This window comes from Streptomyces sp. NPDC097619 (assembly GCF_040302735.1).
GTDB lineage: Bacteria > Actinomycetota > Actinomycetes > Streptomycetales > Streptomycetaceae > Streptomyces.
In genome coordinates this window covers 66,928-84,261 of sequence record NZ_JBEOSD010000015.1, presented here as the reverse complement: position 1 = coordinate 84,261, position 17,334 = coordinate 66,928, and the positions used below count along the sequence as shown (strand labels likewise).

Sequence of the window (17,334 nt, the reverse complement as noted above, 5' to 3'; positions counted from 1 at the left end):
CCTGCACCCGCCCCCGGTCGTCCTGCCAGACCACCCGGAACATGAGCTGCCGTTCCAGTTCGGCCAGCCGCTCCACGAGGTGCGGGGCCCCTCCGACATGCCGGCGTGAACCCCTCCGACGTCAGGCCGAGGCCGCTCGCTTCGAGGTCGAAGTCGAGGCCGAGGTCGTCGCCGAGCGACCCGTGCTCTTCCCCGTGGCCTTGGCGGTGCTCTTCGCGGCGCCCTTGGCGGTGGCCTTCTTCGCACCCTTCGCCGTCGATGCCGTCGCCGTCGTCTTCTTGGCGGTGGCCGTCGATGTGCTCTTCTTCGCCGCAGGGGTCTTCTTCGCCGTGCTCTTCACGGCACCGGTACCGGCACCGGCGCCTCGGGCCGTGGTGGACTTGGTCGCGCCCTTGGCGGTGCTCTTCGTCGCGCCTCCGGCGGCGGTCTTCGTCGTGCTGCCGGTCGCCGTCTTCCTGGTGCTCGCGGTGGTGGACTTCTTGCCGCCGACCGCCTTCGGGGCCCGTGCCGTACGGGGCGGGCGGAGGGGCGTGACCTCGGCGGTGGCCCCGTCCCCTGCTCCGTCTCCGTCTCCGTCCGAGGCGGGCTCCCCGGTGGCGTCCGGTTCCTCGCCCCGTGAGGCGCGGGCCGCGCGGACGCTCTTCTCCAGGGCCGCCATCAGGTCGATGACCTGCCCGCCGCCGCCCTCGCCGTCCTCCGCGCGGACGGGAGCCTCGCCCGCCGACTTGGCGGAGATCAGCTCTTCCAGGGCCTCTCGGTAGTCGTCGTGGAGGGATTCGAGGTCGACGGTGCCGAGGGTGGCCATGAGGGCGTCGGCGAGGTCGAGCTCCGCCTCCCGGACCGTGACCTTCTCCTCGGGGGCCACGCCCTCCGGGGCGCGGATCTCGTCCGGCCAGAGCAGTCCGTGCATGGCGATCACGTCGTCGACCACGCGGAGCATGCCGAGGCGCTCCCGGCCCCGGAGGGCGAATTTGGCGATGGCGACCTTCCGGCTCCGCTTCAGGGCCTCGCGCAGCAGGGTGTACGGCTTGGCGGCGGGGACCCCGTTGGCCGCGAGGTAGTAGGCGGCGTCCATCTGGAGGGGGTCGATCTCCTCCGCGGGCACGAAGGAGACGATCTCGATGGTGCGCGCCGTGGGCAGCGGCAGGGCGGAGAGGTCCTCGTCCGTGATGGGGATGATCGAGCCGTCGGGCTCCTCGTACCCCTTGCCGATCTCCGCGGAGCTCAGCTCCTCGCCGTCCAGCTCGCACACCTTGCGGTAGCGGACCCGGCCGCCGTCGGCGGTGTGGATCTGGCGGAAGGAGATGGAGTGGTTCTCGGTGGCGTTGACCAGCTTGATCGGGATGCTGACCAGTCCGAAGGAGATCGCTCCGTTCCAAATGGATCGCACGGCGGGGTCCTTTCGGCCGGTCCTGCCCTCGACACGGATGCGTTCCGGTGCCGCACTCGACACGGATCCGGTGCGGTGCGGTGCGGAGTGGTCCGGCCGGCGCCCTCGTGCGCCGCCGGGCCCGGAGCACCGTCCGGTTCGTGCCCTTTCGTTCCCCCCGTGGCAGTCTCATCGTATGACGCCGATCACAGAGGTGGAGGGGCGTCGCCTCGCGCTCAGCAACCTGGACAAGGTCCTCTACCCGGACACCGGGACCACCAAGGGCGAGGTGCTGCACTACTACGCCACGGTGGCCGGGGCGATGCTGCCGCACCTGGCCGGGCGGCCGGTGTCCTTCCTGCGCTATCCGGACGGGCCGGAGGGCCAGCGTTTCTTCACGAAGAATCCGCCGCCGGGCACGCCCGCCTGGGTGAGGACGGCCCGGGTGCCGCGCTCCGAGGACCAGCGGGCCGAACAGGTGCTCGTGTCCGGGCTGGCGGATCTGATGTGGGCGGCGAACCTGGTCGTGGAGTTCCACGTCCCGCAGTGGCGGGCGGACCGGCCCGCCCTGGCCGACCGGCTGGTGGTGGACCTGGACCCGGGGCCGCCGGCGACCGTCGTGGAGTGCTGCACGGCGGCCCTGTGGCTGCGCGACCGGCTGGCGGCGGACGGTCTGACGGCTTTCGCGAAGACCTCCGGTGCGAAGGGGTTGCACCTGTCGGTGCCGCTGCGGCCCACCCCGTCCGAGGAGGTCTCCGGCTACGCGAAGGAGCTGGCCCGGGAAGCGGAGGCGGCCCTTCCCGAGCTGGTGGTGCACCGGATGGCGAAGGCGCTGCGGCCGGGGAAGGTGTTCGTCGACTTCAGTCAGAACGCCGCCGCGAAGACCACGGCGGCCCCGTACACCCTGCGGGCCCGGCCCCGCCCCACCGCCTCGGCCCCGGTCGACTGGGCGGAGGTGGCGGCCTGCCGGGATCCGGAGGAGCTGGTCTTCCTGGCCCCGCAGGTGGTGGCGCGGCTGGAGCGGGACGGCGACCTGTTCGCGGCGCTGACGGACCCGGACGGCCCGGTCGGGGAGCTGCCGTCGGCGGCGGGCCGAGGGGGCGCGCCGTGATCCGGGTGGCGCTGGCCGAGCCGGTGACCACGCTGCCGCGCGGGGCCGGGCTGGCGTACGAGCCCAAGTTCGACGGGCACCGGCTGGTGGTGGTCCGCACGGCCACGGAGGTGGTGCTCCAGGCCCGGTCCGGGCGGATCGTGACGGCCGCCTTCCCCGATCTGGCGGCGGCGGCCCGGCAGCTGCCCGCCGAGACCACCCTCGACGGGGAGGTGGTGGTCTGGCACGGGGGCCGGACGCAGTTCGCGCTGGTGCAACGACGGGCGGCCGCGGCCACCGCGGCGCGGGCGGCGGTACTGGCCCGGACCCTGCCCGCCTCGTACGCGGCCTTCGACGTGCTGACCCTGGCCGGGCTGGACCTGCGCTCGCGCCCCTACGAGCGGCGCCGGGGCCTGTTGCTGGACCTGCTGCTGCCGCTGGGCCCGCCGATCCAGCCCGTACCGATGACCACGGATCCGGAGCTGGCGGCCACCTGGTACGAGACCCTGCCCGCGAGCGGGATCGAGGGGCTGGTCATCAAGCGGTTGGACCAGCCCTACCCCGCCGGGCGGCGCGGCTGGACCAAGCTGCGGCACACCGACACCCGGGAGGCGGCGGCCATCGGCTGGACCGGACCGGCCCGGCGGCCGGCGAGCCTGGTGCTGGTGCTGCCCGGGGACGACACCCCGGTGGTGTCGAGCCCCCTCTCCGCGGCCCTCCGGGCGGAGGCCGCGGCGGCCGTGGCGGCCGACGCACGCGGGGCGACCGGCGCGGGCCCCAGGGCAGGGGCGGGCGCGGGAGTCGGGAGGGAGGCGGGGGCGGACCGGGGCGGGACGGTGACGGCCATCGGGCTCGGCGAGGTGCCGTTCCGGCTGCTGGACCCGCCCCTCACCGTGGAGGTCCGCCACACGACCGCCCGGCACCCGCCGCCCGAGGTGCTCCGGTTCCGCCCGGAGGAGTGAGGGCGGGGCCCGGCCACCCGATCGCTCGGCCACCGGCCACCCGATCGCTCAGCTGCCGGCAGCCCGGTCGCTCTGTCGCCGGCCGCCCGATCGCTCCGCCGCACGCCACCCGATCACGCGGTCGCCCCGCCCGCGCGCCCTCCTCGACTCGGCTGCTCGACCCCTCGACCTCTCGGCCTCTCGGCCGTGGGACCGGGTGTGCGGGGGCGCTCAGCAGCGGGACCAGGTTCGCCGGTCGCGGGCCGTGGCGTAGAGGGCGTCCAGCTCGGCCTGCTTGAGGGTGGCCGGTTCGGCGGCCAGGGCCACCGAGGCCCCCTCGCTCAGGACACGCACGTCACGCAGGGTGGGGGCCACCGTGAGGCGGGTGGCGTCGATGACGGCGAGGACCGGGGTGACCGCGGTGGCCAGCGCGCGCGAGGCCCGCAGGGCGGCGGCCCGGATGCGGCGCGGGTCGGGGCGTCCGGCGCCCTGGCCGAGGGTGAGCAGCAGCTCGCCGACGGCCGCCCGGCGGCGGCGGGCGGGGGCGGTGCGGACGGCGAGCACTCCCCCGGGCCCGATCAGGAGGTGGTCGATGCAGGCCGCGCCGGGCAGCGGGACGGCGTGCAGGACGCGCCAGCCTGCGGCCTCCAGGGTGTCCAGCTCGGCCCCGAAGCGCTGCTGGGCGAGCAGCAGCGGGCGGGCGCGCAGGCGGGTCCTGGCGCCCTGACCGCCGTACTCGAACGCGCCGAGGAGCGGTTCCCCGGGCCGGTTCGGCGCCAGGTCCTCGTCCGGGGGCAGGGCCAGCCGCAACAGCTCGGCGGGGCCGGGCGCGGGCGGTGGGCCCAGCGTCCAGGGGCGGGTGAGGTAAGGGCGCAGGGCCGTCAGGACGGCGTCCCGGTCGCGCTCCGCGATGAGGCTGACCCGCCCGGCGGTCCGGTCGTACCAGGCCAGACAGGTGCCGTCGGCCCCCGTCACGTACAGCCGGTCCAGGCCGTGCGCCCGGGCGGGGACCACCCGTGGTCCGCGCATCCCGCCACCCCCTGACGTAGTCCCGCGAGCGCGCCACCCCCTGGCGCGGTCCCGTGACCATGGGAGCAGCCGGCCGCGGCCCGCGGCAAGGACCGGGGCGGGGCGGGCCGGCGTGTAACGACTCCGCGCGGTCGGCGATGGGCGGCTGTTACACAGCGGCGGCACGTCCGCAACGGCCGCCGCTTAGCGTGGGCGCACCATCCGGTCCGTACCGGTTTCCGGATGTCCGTACCGGTTCCGGGCCGCCGCCCGCGACCACGCGCCGCCCCGCACCACTCCCGCGCACCGCCACACCGGCCCCGCGCACCACCCCCACCGAAGGACCGCCTCCGTGAACACCCCCCGCAGCAGCCGCACCCCGCGCCGCGCCGTCGTCGTCACCGCCACGGCCGCCGCGGCCCTGGGCTGGGCGCTGGGGCCGGCGGCCCTGACGGCCGTGGCGGACGGGCCCGGGGCCCCGGTCGTGACGGCCGGGGAGCGGAGCGGGACGGCCGCGGCGCAGCGCACGCTGGTGAAGCGGCTGACCCTGGCGGACGGCGTGTCCACCGCGGACGTGTACCGGGTCGGCCGCGGCTACGAGGCCGAGGTCGTGACGGACGGGACCCGGCGGATCGTGACGGCGGGCCGGACCGCGCCCGCCGCGCACGGCGGGCCGGACGGGCTGCGGGTCGCCCTGGCCGCCGACGGCACCGTCACCTCGTGGACGGGCCCGGGCACCGGCGACGGCACGACCGACGGGGAGGGCCCGGACGGCGGAGAGGGCCCGGACGGCGGAGACGCGGGGACCCGCGCGGACGGCCGCACCTCGACGGGCCACCGCACCGAGAGCCACAAGACGGCCCACCGCACCGGCGCCGTCACCCCGGCCGACACGACCTCACGCGACACGACCTCGCCCGGCGGGACCACCGTCTCCGACGGATCCGCCCCCACCGGCACCACCGGCGGGGTCCGGGCCGCGGGCAGCCTGGAGCCCCTGCGCCTCGGGAGCGTCGCCGACGGGGACGGGGACGGGGTGCTGCTGCTCGCCGCCGGCGGCGGGATGGCCGCCGCGGGGGCCGCCGGGCTGGGCTTCGCGATGCTGCGCCGCGGCCGCACCACCGCCTGACCTCCGGCCTCGGATCCGGACGGGCCCCGACGCCGGCACCGGTGACGCCCCCGGCACCGCACCCCGGACCCCACCCCGACCGCGACCCCAAAAGGGATGTAACGCACCATAGGGCTCATAGACTGAGCGGGCCGAACGTCGTCGGACGTGACGTCACGGGAACGGACGCCGTCGGAACCTCGGAACCGGCGCGGTCGGACCGAACACCGACGCGCTGACGACCGACGACCGACGCACCGAACGCCGACAGGAGTGCGCCGCGCGGCCCCGCCGGGCGCGGGCCCCGGGACAGGAAGGCCGGACCAGATCCGTGAAGCTGCGTCGCGCGGCCCGTACCGCCGTACCGGCCCTGGCCCTCGCCGCGCTGTCACCGGCCCTCGCGGGCTGCGGCGGTACGGGACAGCTGGAGAGCGCCGGACCGACCCCGATCGCGAGCGGGCCGGTGCACCTGTGGCCGGGCCGTCAGGGCGCCGTGGCGCTGCCGCCGGATCCGGGCGGGAGCCCGCCGGAGTACGTGAAGGACATCCCGCGGGTGCAGGACCAGAACGTGCGCGACGTGGACCCGCTGGCCGTGGTGCGGGCCGAGCAGAAGGCCACCCGGGGGCAGACCACGGGCCCGGACTGGCTGCCCGACCAGGTGGTCACGGCGCTCGGCGCCTGCAAGGCCGCCGGGGCCCCGGGCTGCCCGGTGCTGGAGCCGTACTACCGGGACCTGACGGGCAACGGGCGGGCCGAGTTGATCCTCGGCATCGAGCTCCCCGACCACCAGTTGGCGGTCCGCGCCTACACCGCGGACCCGGACGGACGCCTCAACCGCATCATGGGCACCATCGACACCGTGATCGCGGTGGAGCTGGCCGGGCGGGACGTGATCCTGCGGGTGCCGGGCGGCAATCCCGGCTACGAGTGGAGCATCGCCTGGTCCTGGGACCCCCGCCAACGCACGATGATCATGACCCGGGACCAGATCATCCGCGCGCCCCAGCCGAAGGCCGGGCGGCAGGAGTCGACCCGTCCGAACCGCGGGCCGTCCGACCGGGCCACCCCCGGGACGCCCGGTGCCGACACCGGCACGGGCACCGCCACGGGATCCGACGGGGCCACCCCCGGATCCGTCACACCGCCGGCCGCCCCGGCCGCGCCCCGGACCCCCGCTCCGCCCGCCGCACCGCCCGCCGAGCCGCCCGCCCCGCTCCCGACCACCGCGTGGGAGGAGCCGTGAGGAGGCTGCTGCCGCTGCCCGCCTGGACGGCCAGCCTCACCTGGAAGGCCGCCTGCTTCATCGTGATCATGTGCTGCTCCCTGGCGGCGGTGCTGGGCGCGCTGGTGCACGTGGAGGTGACCCGGCAGACCGTGCACACGGCCCGGGAGAAGGCGCTGGCCAAGCTGACCGACGCGGCCCGGGCCTATGAGGCCGGGGATCCGCTGCCGCACGGCACCGCCCTGGACCCGGCCGGGATGCCGCGCTCGCTGCGGGCGCTGGCCGTGAGCGGGCAGCGGGGCACCGTGGTCACCGAGCTGAACGGCACCCCGGTGATGTGGGCGGCCGGGCCCGCCGACGGTCGGGCCCTGGCCACGACCGTCGACTACACGCAGAGCGCCCGCACCATCAGCGGGTTGGACAACGCCATCATCGGCTCCTCCGTGCTGGCGATCGGGCTGACCCTGCTGGTGGGGGCGGTGGCCGTCACGCGGGTCACGCGCCGACTGCACCTGGCGGCCTCGGTGGCCCGCCGGATCAGTCAGGGGGATCTGGACGCCCGGGTGGACGACCCGCGGACCCGTGACCCGCGCCGGCACCAGGACGAGGTGGCGACGGTCTCGGGGGCCCTGGACACCATGGCCTCGACCCTCCAGGCCAAGCTGACGAGCGAGCAGCGGTTCACCGCGGACGTGGCGCACGAGCTGCGCACCCCGCTGACCGGGCTGACGGCCGCGGCGGAGCTGCTGCCGGAGGGGCGGCCCACCGAGATGGTGCGGGAGCGGGTGCGGACCATGCGGCAACTGACGGAGGACCTGCTGGAGATCTCGCGGCTGGACTCCGGGGCGGAACGGGTGGAGAAGGACCTGCACCGGCTGGCCCCGCTGGCCGAGCGGGTGGTGCGGGCCGCCGGAACGCCCACGGAGTTCACCGTGGTGCGGGACGCCTACGTGGAGACGGACCGGCGGCGCCTGGAGCGGGTGCTGGGGAACCTGGTGGCCAACGCGCACAAGCACGGCCGGGCCCCGGTGGCGCTGACCGTGGACGGGCTGACCGTGTCGGTGCGCGACCACGGGGAGGGCTACCCCGACTACCTGGTGGCCCACGGGCCGCAGCGGTTCCGCACCGAGGCCGGTTCGGGCGGCAAGGGCCACGGGCTGGGACTGACCATCGCGCTGGGGCAGGCGGGGGCGATCGGGGCGCGGCTGGAGTTCCGCAACGCCGAGGGCGGCGGCGCCCTGGCGGTGCTGAGCCTGCCCGCCCCGCCGCCGGAGGACACCCCGCCGCTGCCCGGATCCGATCACTCCTGACACTTCCTCACCACCGTTCGACCGGTTGGCGCCTGAATACGGCTCACTAGAACATAAGCGGACATAACCTCCGCCTGCTTGCTAGCTTTCCCATATGACCGCATTGACGGCAAAGGCGGCGGACAGTCCGCCGCTGGGCCCGGACCGTCCGCGCCGCCGGGGAGCCGAGGCCGCCCTCCTGACCGGTGCGGTGCTGATCGTCCTGCTGGGCTACTGCTCCATGGGACTGGCCACCCACGGCCGACTGCCGCCGGACCTCACCCGCTACGCCTGGGCCCTGGCCGGAGCCGCCCTCGCCGGACACCTCGCGGTGCGGTTCGCGGCCCCGTACGCGGACCCGCTGCTGCTGCCGATCGCGGTGCTCCTCAACGGCCTCGGGCTGGTGCTCATCGCCCGCCTCGACGTGGCGACCCCGCACCGGACCGCCGCAGGTGCCCAACTGGTCTGGTCGGCGCTGGGACTGACGCTGTTCGTGGCGGTCGTGGCGGCCCTGCGCGACCACCGCGTCCTCCAGCGGTACGCCTACCTCTCGGCGGTGGCGGCCCTGGTGCTGATGGTGCTGCCGGTCCTCTTCCCCCCGGTCAACGGGGCGCACATCTGGATCCGGGCCGGCGGGCTGTCCTTCCAGCCGGGAGAGTTCGCGAAGGTGCTGCTGGCGCTGTTCTTCGCGGCCTACCTCGCGGCGAACCGGACGGCGCTGGCGCTCACCGGACGCCCGGTGATCGGCCGGTTGCGGCTGCTGCCGGGGCGGGTGCTCGGGCCCGTGCTCGCGATCTGGCTGCTCAGTGTGGGGGTGCTGGTCCTGGAGCGGGACCTCGGCACCTCGCTGCTCTTCTTCGGACTGTTCGTGATCATGCTCTTCGTGGCCACCGGCCGGATCGGCTGGATCGCCTTCGGGCTGCTGCTGGCCGCGGCGGGGGCGTACGCGGTGGGCACCCTGGAACCACACGTGCACGGCCGGGTGCAGGACTGGCTGCACCCCTTCGCCTCCATCGAGCGCGGGGACGGGCCCGGCCAACTGGCCCAGTCCCTGTTCGCCTTCGGGGCGGGCGGGATCCTCGGCACCGGCCTCGGCGGCGGGCACTCCGTCCTGATCGGCTTCGCCGCCAAGTCCGACTTCATCCTGGCCACGGCCGGGGAGGAACTGGGCCTGGCCGGACTCGCCGCGATCCTGCTGTCGTACGGGCTGCTGGTGGACCGGGGCTTCCGGGCCGGGCTGACCCTGCGCGACCCCTTCGGACGACTGCTCGCCACCGGGCTGGCGGCGATCCTCGCCCTCCAGGTGTTCGTGATCGCGGGCGGGGTGACCGGCCTGATCCCGCTGACCGGCATGGCCATGCCCTTCCTCGCCCAGGGCGGCTCCTCCGTGGTCACCAACTGGATCATCGTGGCCCTGCTGGTCCGGCTCAGCGACTGCTCCCGCCGCCCCGGGCCGGACGGCGACGCCGCGGCGGGAGGACCCGCGTGATCCGCCACATCCGGCTGTCCGCCTGGTTCTGCCTGGCCCTGCTGGCCGCCCTGCTGGTCAACGCCGTCAAGGTGCAGGTCGCCGACTCCGGGCGGCTCGCGGCCGACCCGGCCGACAAACGGACCGCCATCGCCCGCTACGCCAAGCCCCGCGGGGACATCCTCGTCGACGGCCGCCCCGTCACCGGCGCCCGGGACAGCCGGCAGATCCTGCGCTGGGAACGGACCTACGCGAACGGACCCCTGTACGCGCCCGTCACCGGCTTCGCCTCGCAGACCTACGGCACCAGCTTCGTGGAACGCGCCGAGGACCCCCTCCTCGCCGGCACCGACCCGGGGCTCTCCCCGCTCCCCTTCTGGAACGCCCTGCTGCGCCGCCGCCCGCCCGGCGGGGACGCCGTGACCACCGTACGGGCCGCCCTCCAGCGCGCCGCGTACGAAGGACTCGCCGGGCGCCGCGGGGCGGTGGCCGCCGTGGAACCCTCCACCGGGCGGATCCTGGCCCTGGTCAGCAGCCCCTCCTACGATCCCGGGCTGCTGTCGGGCACCGGCCCGGAGGTCCGGGCGGCCTGGCGCCGCCTCAACGCCGATCCGGCCCGCCCGATGCTCAACCGGGCCCTGCGGGAGACCTATCCCCCGGGCTCCACCTTCAAGATCGTGACGGCGGCGGCGGCCCTGGACGCGGGGGTGGTCACCGATGTGGAGGCGCCCACCCTGACCCCGGACCCGTATCCGCTGCCCGGGACCCGCACCCTGCTGCCGAACGCCGGCACCGGGTGCGCCGACGCCTCCATGGCGGAGGCGATCCGCTTCTCCTGCAACACGGTGATGGCGAAGATCGGCGTGCAGGTCGGACTGCGCGGGATGGTCACCGCGGCGGAACGATTCGGCTTCAACGATCCCGGCCTGCGGGTGCCCTCCTGGGTCTCCCGGTCGAACTTCGACACCGACATGAGTCCGGACCAGCTGGCCCTGTCCGCCATCGGCCAGTTCAACACCCGGGCCACCCCGCTCCAGATGGCCATGGTCGCGGCCGCCGTGGCCGACGGCGGCCAACTCCGCGCCCCCTACCTGGTGGAACGCACCACCGAGGACGACGGCGGCCCGGTCCGCCGCACCGCCGGCCGCTCCCTGGGCCGCGCCATGGACCCGACCACCGCGCTCCGGCTCCAGCGGATGATGGTCCAGGTGGTCGAGGAGGGCACCGGCCGCAACGCGGCCGTGCCGGGGGCCGAGGTCGGCGGGAAGACCGGCACCGCCCAGCACGGGGTGGGCAACACCGGCACCCCGTACGCCTGGTTCATCGCCTGGGCCCGGGCCGAGGGCGCCCCGCAGGCCGCGGTGGCCGTGGCCGTGGTCGTGGAGGACGCCGAGGCCGACCGGGGGGACATCAGCGGCAACAGCAGCGCCGCCCCCATCGCCCGCGCGGTGATGGCGGCGGCCCTCGCCGACGCCCCCGGCGACCCGGCCGGCACCCCCGGCGGCGCCCCGCCCGCCCGCACCCGCCCGACCCCGCCGGTCCCTCCCTCACCGACCGCCCGCCGCTAGGCCCGTCGCCAGGCCCTGTCGCCAGCCCCTTTCGCTAGGCCGTGTCTTCCGCGGCCGCGCCCTCCGCGATGGTCTCGGCGACCTCGGCCGCCCGGTCGCGTTCCTCCGCCGCGAACCGCTCGCGGTCCAGCTCCTCCGCGATCTCCTCGTCCCGGCTCATCAGGACGTCGAGACTCGAATCGCCCAGCTCGAACACGCCCATGTCCAGGTACGCCTTCCGCAGCCGCGGGCCCCACAGCCCGATGTCCTTCACGCAGGGCACGATCCGGCTGAACAGCAACCTGCGGAAGAGCCGCAGGAAGTCGGAGCGCTCGGTCAGCTCCGCGGCCTCCTTCCGGCCGATGCCGAAGTCCTCCAGCACCTCCACCCCGCGCAGCCGGTCGCGCATGAGCCGGCAGCCCTCGATGACGAACTCCTCGCGCTCGCGCAGCTCGGCGTCGGTGAGCTGCCGGTAGTAGTCGCGCAGCGCGAGCCGACCGAAGGCCACGTGCCGGGCCTCGTCCTGCATCACGTAGGTGAGGACCTGCTTCGGCAGCGGCTCGGGGGTGGTGTCGCGGATCATCCCGAAGGCGGCCAGGGCCAGGCCCTCGATGAGCACCTGCATGCCCAGGTAGGGCATGTCCCAGCGGGAGTCGCGGAGGGTCTCGCCAAGCAGCCCCTTCAAGTGGTCGTTGACGGGATACAGCAGGCCCAGCTTCTCGTGCAGGAAGCGGCCGAAGACCTCCGCGTGCCGGGCCTCGTCCATGGCCTGGGTGGCGGAGTAGAACTTGGCGTCCAGATCGGGGACCGACTCCACGATGCGGGCGGCGCAGACCATCGCGCCCTGCTCGCCGTGCAGGAACTGGCTGAAGTTCCAGGCGGTGTAGTGCCGGCGCAGCTCCCCCTTGTCGCGCTCGGTGAGCTTGGCCCAGTGCCGGGTGCCGTACAGGGTGAGGACCTCGTCGGGGGTGCCGAGCGGGTCGTACGGATCCACCTCCAGGGACCAGTCGATCCGTTTGGCCCCGTCCCACTGCTTGTCCTTGCCCTTCTGATAGAGGGCCAGGAGCCGTTCGCGCCCCTCGTCGTACTCCCAGCCGAACCGGGCCGCGCCCGTCGCCGGGACCTGCCAGACCGGCTCGTCCGGCGGCCGGGTGTAGAGCTCACGCGTGGACACGGCTCCTCCTCGTGCGAAGGCTTCCGAAGCACGCCCCTGCGGACCCGGCACGGGTCCTGACGGGACTTCAGGCAGGTTCACACGCTGTTGGACGCGGGGTCAACAAGTCGTGCGCAAGGGATTGACGACCTTGCTGACAAGCAGTCTCATAAGAGGCGACCCCCGGCAACCCCTCACGCGACGAGGTGCTCCGCCCATGACCACCGTGACCGACCTGACCCTGCTGCGCGACGCGCTCGGGCATCTCAAGGACCGCGAACAGGTCGCCGAGCGGCTGCTCGACTCCTCGGCCAAGCACTCCTTCGACCCCGACAAGGAACTCGACTGGGAGGCCCCGCCCGTCGACGGCAAGTGGTTCTGGCCACCGGAGCTGGTCTCGCTCTACGACACCCCGCTGTGGAAGAAGATGCCCGAGGAACAGCGGATGGAGCTGGCCCGCCACGAGGCCGCCGCCCTGGCCTCCCTCGGCGTCTGGTTCGAGATCATCCTCATGCAGCTGCTCGTCCGACACATCTACGACAAGCCGCTGACCAGCATGCACGTCCGCTACGCCCTCACCGAGATCGCCGACGAGTGCCGGCACTCGATGATGTTCGCGCGGATGATCCAGACCCACGGGGCGCCCGCCTACCCGGTCTCGAAGCTCAACCACAACCTCGGCCGCGTCCTCAAGACCATCTCCACCACCCCCGGCTCCTTCGCCTGCACCCTGCTCGGCGAGGAGGTCCTGGACTGGATGCAGCGACTGACCTTCCCGGACGAGCGGATCCAGCCGCTGGTCCGCGGGGTCACCAAGATCCACGTGATCGAGGAGGCCCGGCACGTCCGCTACGCCCGCGAGGAGCTGCGCCGCCAGATGGTGACCGCCCCGCGCTGGGAGCAGGAACTGACCCGGATCAGCTGCGGCGAGGCGGCCCGGGTCTTCTCGGTGGCCTTCGTCAACCCGGCCGTGTACGAGAACGTCGGCCTGGACCGCCGGGAGGCGGTGGCCCAGGTGAAGGCGAGCGGGCACCGCCGCGAGGTGATGCAGACCGGCGCCAAGCGGCTCACCGACTTCCTCGACGACATCGGCGTGCTCCGCGGGGTCGGCCGGAAGCTGTGGCAGCGTTCGGGCCTGCTGGCCTGACCGCTACTGCGGCGCTCCGGGCGCCGGTTACCCTGCGGACATGACCCGGACCACGCCGACGACGCCCGCGTACCGCCGGCTGAGCGTGGAGGAGCGGCGCGGCCAGCTCCTCGAAGCGGCCCTCCAGCTCTTCGCGCACCGGGCGCCGGAGGAGGTCTCCCTCGACGACGTGGCGGAGGCGGCCGGGGTCTCCCGGCCGCTGGTCTACCGCTACTTCCCGGGCGGCAAGCAGCAGCTGTACGAGGCGGCCCTGCGCTCGGCGGCCGAGGAACTCACCCTCTGCTTCGCCGAGGCGCAGACCGGCCCGCTGACCCTGCGGCTGACCCGCGCCCTCGACCGGTACCTGGCCTTCGTGGACGGGCACGACGCCGGGTTCAGCGCGCTGCTCCAGGGCGGCAGCGTGGTGGAGACCTCGCGGACCACGGCCACCGTGGACGGGATCCGGCGGGCGGCGGCCGAGCAGATCCTCGTGCACCTGGCGGTGGAACGGCCCGGCCCCCGGCTGCGGATGATGGTCCGCACCTGGATCACGGCCGTGGAAGCGGCCTCCCTCATCTGGCTGGACGAGGGCAAGCAGCCGCCGGTGGCGGAACTGCGGGACTGGCTCGTGGACCACTTCATCGCCCTGCTCACGGCCACCGCCGCCACCGACCCGCAGACGGCCGCCGCGGCCCGGGCCGCCTTGGCCCTGGAGGCGGCGGAGGGGCCCGCGGGCGTGCTGGCCCGCCGGGTGATCCCGGTGGTCGAGACGGCGGCCCACCTACTCTAGGCAGGGTGAAGAGCCAGAACACCCCCTTCGAGGGCGGACCGATGGACGGCCGGGTGCTGCCGATCCTGCTCGGCCCGACCGGGCACCCTCCCGCGTACTACGAGATCCCGGTGCCGGACCGGGACGGCGGGCCGCCCACGGTCCTGCTCTACAAGCGGGTGCCCGCCGGGTACTCCAAGCGGCTGGGCCTGCAGAAGGGCTGGAAGTACGTCCACGAGCCCTCGGGCCGGCGTCCCCGGCCCCGCTGGCCCTGGTCGAAGCCGGAACCGGCCCCGGAGGACCGGCCCCGGGACTGACGCGCACGACCCACGATCCGCACCCCCGGCCCCCCGGCCCGGCGGAGCTCGCCGGCCGTCCGGCGGACGCCCCACCGCGCAATGCCGCGGCCGCGGCGCCCGCCGGACGGGTGAGGCGGGGTGAACGGCGCCCCCGGCCGGGCGATTCGTACGATTTCGTGTTGAACGGCATGGCACGATCCCTCCCTCGGAGGTGATCCCATGTCACGAAGACTTCTGCGCGGTGCCTGTGTGGCCGTGACGGCCGCCGCCGCCCTGGCCACGGCCTGTCCCTGGCCGGCGGGAGCCGACCCCCTGGACCCGCCGGTGGGCCCCACCGCACCGGACACCGCCCCGCTCAGCCCGGGCCCGGACTCCGCGGACGCCGGCGCCGCGGGCCTCGCTACGGGCACGGGAACGGACACCGGGACGGACACCGAAGCGGGTACGGGCACGGGTACCGGCACGAGCGACGCCACCACCGGCACCGCCTCCGGTCCGGTCGCCGGATCGGGCTCGGGCTCCGGGCAGGAGGTGGCCGCCCTGCTGACCCGGCTCCGGGGCCTCTACCAGCGGGCCGAGGAGGCCACCGAGGCGTACAACGGCACGGCCGCGGCCCTCCGGGCCCGGGAGACCGAGGAGCGGCGCCTCGGCGACGGCCTCGGACAGGCCCGGAACTCCCTGGCAGCGGCCCGCGCCCAGGCCGGGCGGCTCGCCCGCAGCCAGTACCAGGGGGCCGACGGCATCTCCCCCTACGCCCGGATGCTGCTGTCGGGCACCCCCGAGCGGGCCCTGGAACAGCGCAGGCTGGCCGTACGGGAGACCCGGCACCGGGCCGCGGTGCTGGCCCGGCTGGCGGGGGCCGAGCAGCAGGCGGCCCGGCTGGCCGGCGAGGCCCGCAAGGCCCTGGACACCCAGCAGGTGCTGGCGGCCCGGCAGAAGGAACAGCGGGACGCGGTCGCGGCCCAGCTCGGCGAGGTGCAGCGGCTGCTGGCCTCGCTGTCGGAGGAGCAGATCTCCCGGCTCGCCGAGCGGGAGCGCACCGAGGAGGCCGGGGCCCAGCGGCGCCTGGTGGACTCCGGACGGCTGGGCTCCCCCGCCGAGGCTGCGGCCCGCACGCCGAGCGCGGCGGGCGGCTCGGCCGTGGAGTTCGCGACCCGTCAGATCGGCAAGCCGTACGTGTGGGGGGCCGAGGGGCCCGGCTCCTTCGACTGCTCGGGGCTGACCTCGCGGGCCTGGGCGCACGCCGGCCGGAGCATCCCCCGTACCAGCCAGGAGCAGTGGGCCCGGCTGCCGCGGGTGCCCCTGGACCGGCTGCGGCCCGGGGACCTGGTGGTGTACTTCCCGAAGGCCACGCACGTGGCGATCTACCTGGGCGACGGCAAGGTGGTGCAGGCCCCGCGGCCGGGCGCCCGGGTGAAGGTGTCCCCGCTGGCGGCGAACCCGCTGCTGGGCGCGGTACGACCGGACCCGGCCGGGGTGCCGCTGCCGGAGGGCGCGTACACCCCGCCGGAGCTCCCGGGCGGAGCGGCGGCGGGGGACGACACCGGCTATTCGGCGGAGTCGGCGCCCTCGGCCTGAGGGGCGCCCTCGGCCCCGGGGGTCCGGGGGGCGTCCTCGGCGGCGCCGCGGGCGGCGGGCACGGTCGCGGCGGCGGCCACCGCGGCCGTGGCCTCGGCCAGGTACTCGGCGGTCTCCTCCGGGTCGTAGAAGTACCCGTCGAAGTCGGAGGGGTTGTCGAAGCCGTTGGCGAACCGGTCTGCCACGGGCTGGAGTCCGCCGGCGGCACCGATGAGGTTCAGCACGTGCTCCGGGGGGACGCCGAGCATGGCGTTGGTCCACTGGGTGGTGGCGCGGCCGCTGGTGAACCAGTAGGTGTCGAAGGTGGCCTTCATCCACGCCTCGTCGAAGGGCCGGTCGCCGTGCCGGAGGATCGAGGAGAGGTAGGAGGCGGCGCACTTGGACGCGGAGTTGGATCCCTGACCGGTGATGGGGTCGTTGGCCACGACCACGTCGGCGACGCCGAGGACCAGCCCGCCGCCGGGCAGCCGGCCGACGGGGTTCCGGACCACCGGCGGGTAGCGCCCGGCGAGGGTGCCGCCCGCGTCGGTCAGTTCGACCTTGGTGGCGCGGGCGTACTCCCAGGGCGTGAACTTCTCCATCAGCTCCAGGGTGACCGACAGGTGTTCGGCGGGGTCCTTGATGCCCTGGAAGACGTCGAGGGGGCCGCCGGGGACGCCCTCCCAGAAGAGGATGTCGGCGCGACCGGAGGTGGTGAGGGTGGGCATCACGAACAGTTCGCCGACGCCGGGGACGAGGTTGCAGCGGACCGCCTCGGTGTCCGCGTGCTCGGGGCGGGGCCCGAGGCCGTGCACGTAGCTGACGGCGAGGGCGCGCTGCGGGACCTCGTGCGGGGAGCGGGCGGCGTTGCGGCCGAACAGCTGGACCAGCTCGCCCTTGCCCGCGGCGACGAGCACCAGGTCGTAGGTGCGGGAGAAGAAGTCGAGGTCGGAGACGGCCGCGCCGTGGATGACGAGCTGCCCGCCGCGCTGGGCGAAGGTGTCCAGCCAGCCCGCCATCTTGACCCGCTGGTCCACGGACTGGGCGAAGCCCTTGAGGCGGCCGAGCCAGTTCACGGCGCGACCGGCGTCGGGGGCGGCGACGGACACCCCGAGGCCCTCGATCTTCGGGGCCTGGCCCTCCCAGAAGTTCAGGCCGAGGTCGCGCTCGTGGCGCAGGGCCGTGTCGAACATGCACTGGGTGGACATGACCCTGCCGCCGCGGATCTCGTCCGCGGTCCGGTTGGACATGAGGGTGACCTCGTACCCCTTGGACTGGAGTCCGAGGGCGAGCTGCAGGCCGGACTGGCCCGCTCCGACGACGAGTATCTTCCGCATGTTCGTGTCTCCGGATCCGGACGGGGGTGGGGAAGGGGGTGCTGCGGCGGG

At 74.9% G+C, this 17,334-nt stretch carries 15 protein-coding genes; 11 read left to right on the top strand and 4 right to left on the bottom strand.

Annotation, left to right across the window (positions count from 1 at the left end; genetic code table 11):
• Positions 1-121 precede the first annotated feature (121 nt).
• Complete coding sequence (gene ku, locus ABTZ17_RS06840) at positions 122-1,390, bottom strand: non-homologous end joining protein Ku (protein ID WP_352194437.1); 1,269 nt, start codon at positions 1,388-1,390, stop codon at positions 122-124.
• A 175-nt stretch (positions 1,391-1,565) separates the two neighbouring features.
• Between ku and ligD the strand changes: the two genes are divergently transcribed.
• Both ligD and ABTZ17_RS06830 read left to right on the top strand, forming a co-directional pair.
• Positions 1,566-2,480: a non-homologous end-joining DNA ligase gene (gene ligD, locus ABTZ17_RS06835; protein ID WP_352194436.1), complete on the top strand. Its 915-nt coding sequence runs from the start codon at positions 1,566-1,568 to the stop codon at positions 2,478-2,480.
• Positions 2,480-3,421 (top strand): ATP-dependent DNA ligase, encoded by a 942-nt coding sequence (locus ABTZ17_RS06830; protein WP_352194446.1) that lies wholly within the window; start codon positions 2,480-2,482, stop codon positions 3,419-3,421. The genes ligD and ABTZ17_RS06830 overlap by 1 nt, the downstream gene beginning before the upstream one ends.
• A gap of 210 nt (positions 3,422-3,631) precedes the next feature.
• Here ABTZ17_RS06830 and ABTZ17_RS06825 read toward each other — a convergent pair whose 3' ends face one another.
• Entirely contained in the window at positions 3,632-4,429 is a 798-nt protein-coding gene (locus ABTZ17_RS06825) for a nuclease-related domain-containing protein (RefSeq protein ID WP_352194435.1), read from the bottom strand.
• Between the two features lie 331 nt (positions 4,430-4,760).
• On the opposite strand from ABTZ17_RS06825, the gene ABTZ17_RS06820 reads away from it, so the two are divergent.
• The 5 genes from ABTZ17_RS06820 (at position 4,761) to ABTZ17_RS06800 (ending at position 11,063) form a co-directional block, all read left to right on the top strand.
• On the top strand, positions 4,761-5,537 hold the full coding sequence (locus ABTZ17_RS06820) for a hypothetical protein (RefSeq protein ID WP_352194434.1): 777 nt from the start codon (positions 4,761-4,763) through the stop codon (positions 5,535-5,537).
• A gap of 310 nt (positions 5,538-5,847) precedes the next feature.
• Positions 5,848-6,759 carry a hypothetical protein gene (locus ABTZ17_RS06815; protein WP_352194433.1) on the top strand — a complete coding sequence of 304 codons (912 nt, stop codon included), beginning with the start codon at positions 5,848-5,850 and terminating at the stop codon, positions 6,757-6,759.
• The gene (locus tag ABTZ17_RS06810) at positions 6,756-8,048 is read left to right on the top strand and encodes an ATP-binding protein (protein WP_352194432.1); all 1,293 of its coding nucleotides are present in this window, start codon (positions 6,756-6,758) and stop codon (positions 8,046-8,048) included. The genes ABTZ17_RS06815 and ABTZ17_RS06810 overlap by 4 nt, the downstream gene beginning before the upstream one ends.
• 103 nt (positions 8,049-8,151) lie before the next feature.
• A complete protein-coding gene (locus ABTZ17_RS06805; protein WP_352194445.1) occupies positions 8,152-9,516 on the top strand; it encodes an FtsW/RodA/SpoVE family cell cycle protein in 1,365 nt (454 codons plus the stop codon).
• On the top strand, positions 9,513-11,063 hold the full coding sequence (locus tag ABTZ17_RS06800) for a penicillin-binding transpeptidase domain-containing protein (RefSeq protein ID WP_352194431.1): 1,551 nt from the start codon (positions 9,513-9,515) through the stop codon (positions 11,061-11,063). The genes ABTZ17_RS06805 and ABTZ17_RS06800 overlap by 4 nt, the downstream gene beginning before the upstream one ends.
• Before the next feature lie 34 nt (positions 11,064-11,097).
• On the opposite strand, the gene ABTZ17_RS06795 is transcribed toward ABTZ17_RS06800, so the two are convergent.
• The gene (locus ABTZ17_RS06795) at positions 11,098-12,216 is read right to left on the bottom strand and encodes a ferritin-like domain-containing protein (protein WP_352194430.1); all 1,119 of its coding nucleotides are present in this window, start codon (positions 12,214-12,216) and stop codon (positions 11,098-11,100) included.
• A gap of 196 nt (positions 12,217-12,412) precedes the next feature.
• On the opposite strand from ABTZ17_RS06795, the gene ABTZ17_RS06790 reads away from it, so the two are divergent.
• From ABTZ17_RS06790 to ABTZ17_RS06775, 4 genes are all read left to right on the top strand, one after another.
• Positions 12,413-13,342, top strand: a complete 930-nt coding sequence (locus ABTZ17_RS06790; protein ID WP_352194429.1) for an AurF N-oxygenase family protein — start codon at positions 12,413-12,415, stop codon at positions 13,340-13,342.
• A gap of 40 nt (positions 13,343-13,382) precedes the next feature.
• Positions 13,383-14,111 (top strand): TetR/AcrR family transcriptional regulator, encoded by a 729-nt coding sequence (locus ABTZ17_RS06785; protein WP_352194428.1) that lies wholly within the window; start codon positions 13,383-13,385, stop codon positions 14,109-14,111.
• A gap of 5 nt (positions 14,112-14,116) precedes the next feature.
• Positions 14,117-14,407: a DUF8847 domain-containing protein gene (locus tag ABTZ17_RS06780; RefSeq protein WP_352194427.1), complete on the top strand. Its 291-nt coding sequence runs from the start codon at positions 14,117-14,119 to the stop codon at positions 14,405-14,407.
• Positions 14,408-14,608: 201 nt separating this feature from the next.
• On the top strand, positions 14,609-15,967 hold the full coding sequence (locus ABTZ17_RS06775) for a C40 family peptidase (protein ID WP_352194426.1): 1,359 nt from the start codon (positions 14,609-14,611) through the stop codon (positions 15,965-15,967).
• Here the strand turns inward: ABTZ17_RS06775 and ABTZ17_RS06770 are convergent.
• Positions 15,937-17,283, bottom strand: coding sequence for a styrene monooxygenase/indole monooxygenase family protein (locus ABTZ17_RS06770; protein WP_352194425.1), 1,347 nt, complete (start codon positions 17,281-17,283; stop codon positions 15,937-15,939). The two genes, ABTZ17_RS06775 and ABTZ17_RS06770, sit on opposite strands and share 31 nt — an antisense overlap.
• Positions 17,284-17,334: the final 51 nt, after the last annotated feature.

Excerpts from the sequence above, each read along its gene's own strand:
- ABTZ17_RS06825 (WP_352194435.1), bottom strand. The coding sequence starts at position 4,429 with ATGCGCGGACCACGGGTGGTCCCCGCCCGGGCGCACGGCCTGGACCGG.
- ABTZ17_RS06790 (WP_352194429.1), top strand. The coding sequence starts at position 12,413 with ATGACCACCGTGACCGACCTGACCCTGCTGCGCGACGCGCTCGGGCAT.
- ligD (WP_352194436.1), top strand. The coding sequence starts at position 1,566 with ATGACGCCGATCACAGAGGTGGAGGGGCGTCGCCTCGCGCTCAGCAAC.
- ABTZ17_RS06785 (WP_352194428.1), top strand. The coding sequence starts at position 13,383 with ATGACCCGGACCACGCCGACGACGCCCGCGTACCGCCGGCTGAGCGTG.
- ABTZ17_RS06775 (WP_352194426.1), top strand. The coding sequence starts at position 14,609 with ATGTCACGAAGACTTCTGCGCGGTGCCTGTGTGGCCGTGACGGCCGCC.
- ABTZ17_RS06770 (WP_352194425.1), bottom strand. The coding sequence starts at position 17,283 with ATGCGGAAGATACTCGTCGTCGGAGCGGGCCAGTCCGGCCTGCAGCTC.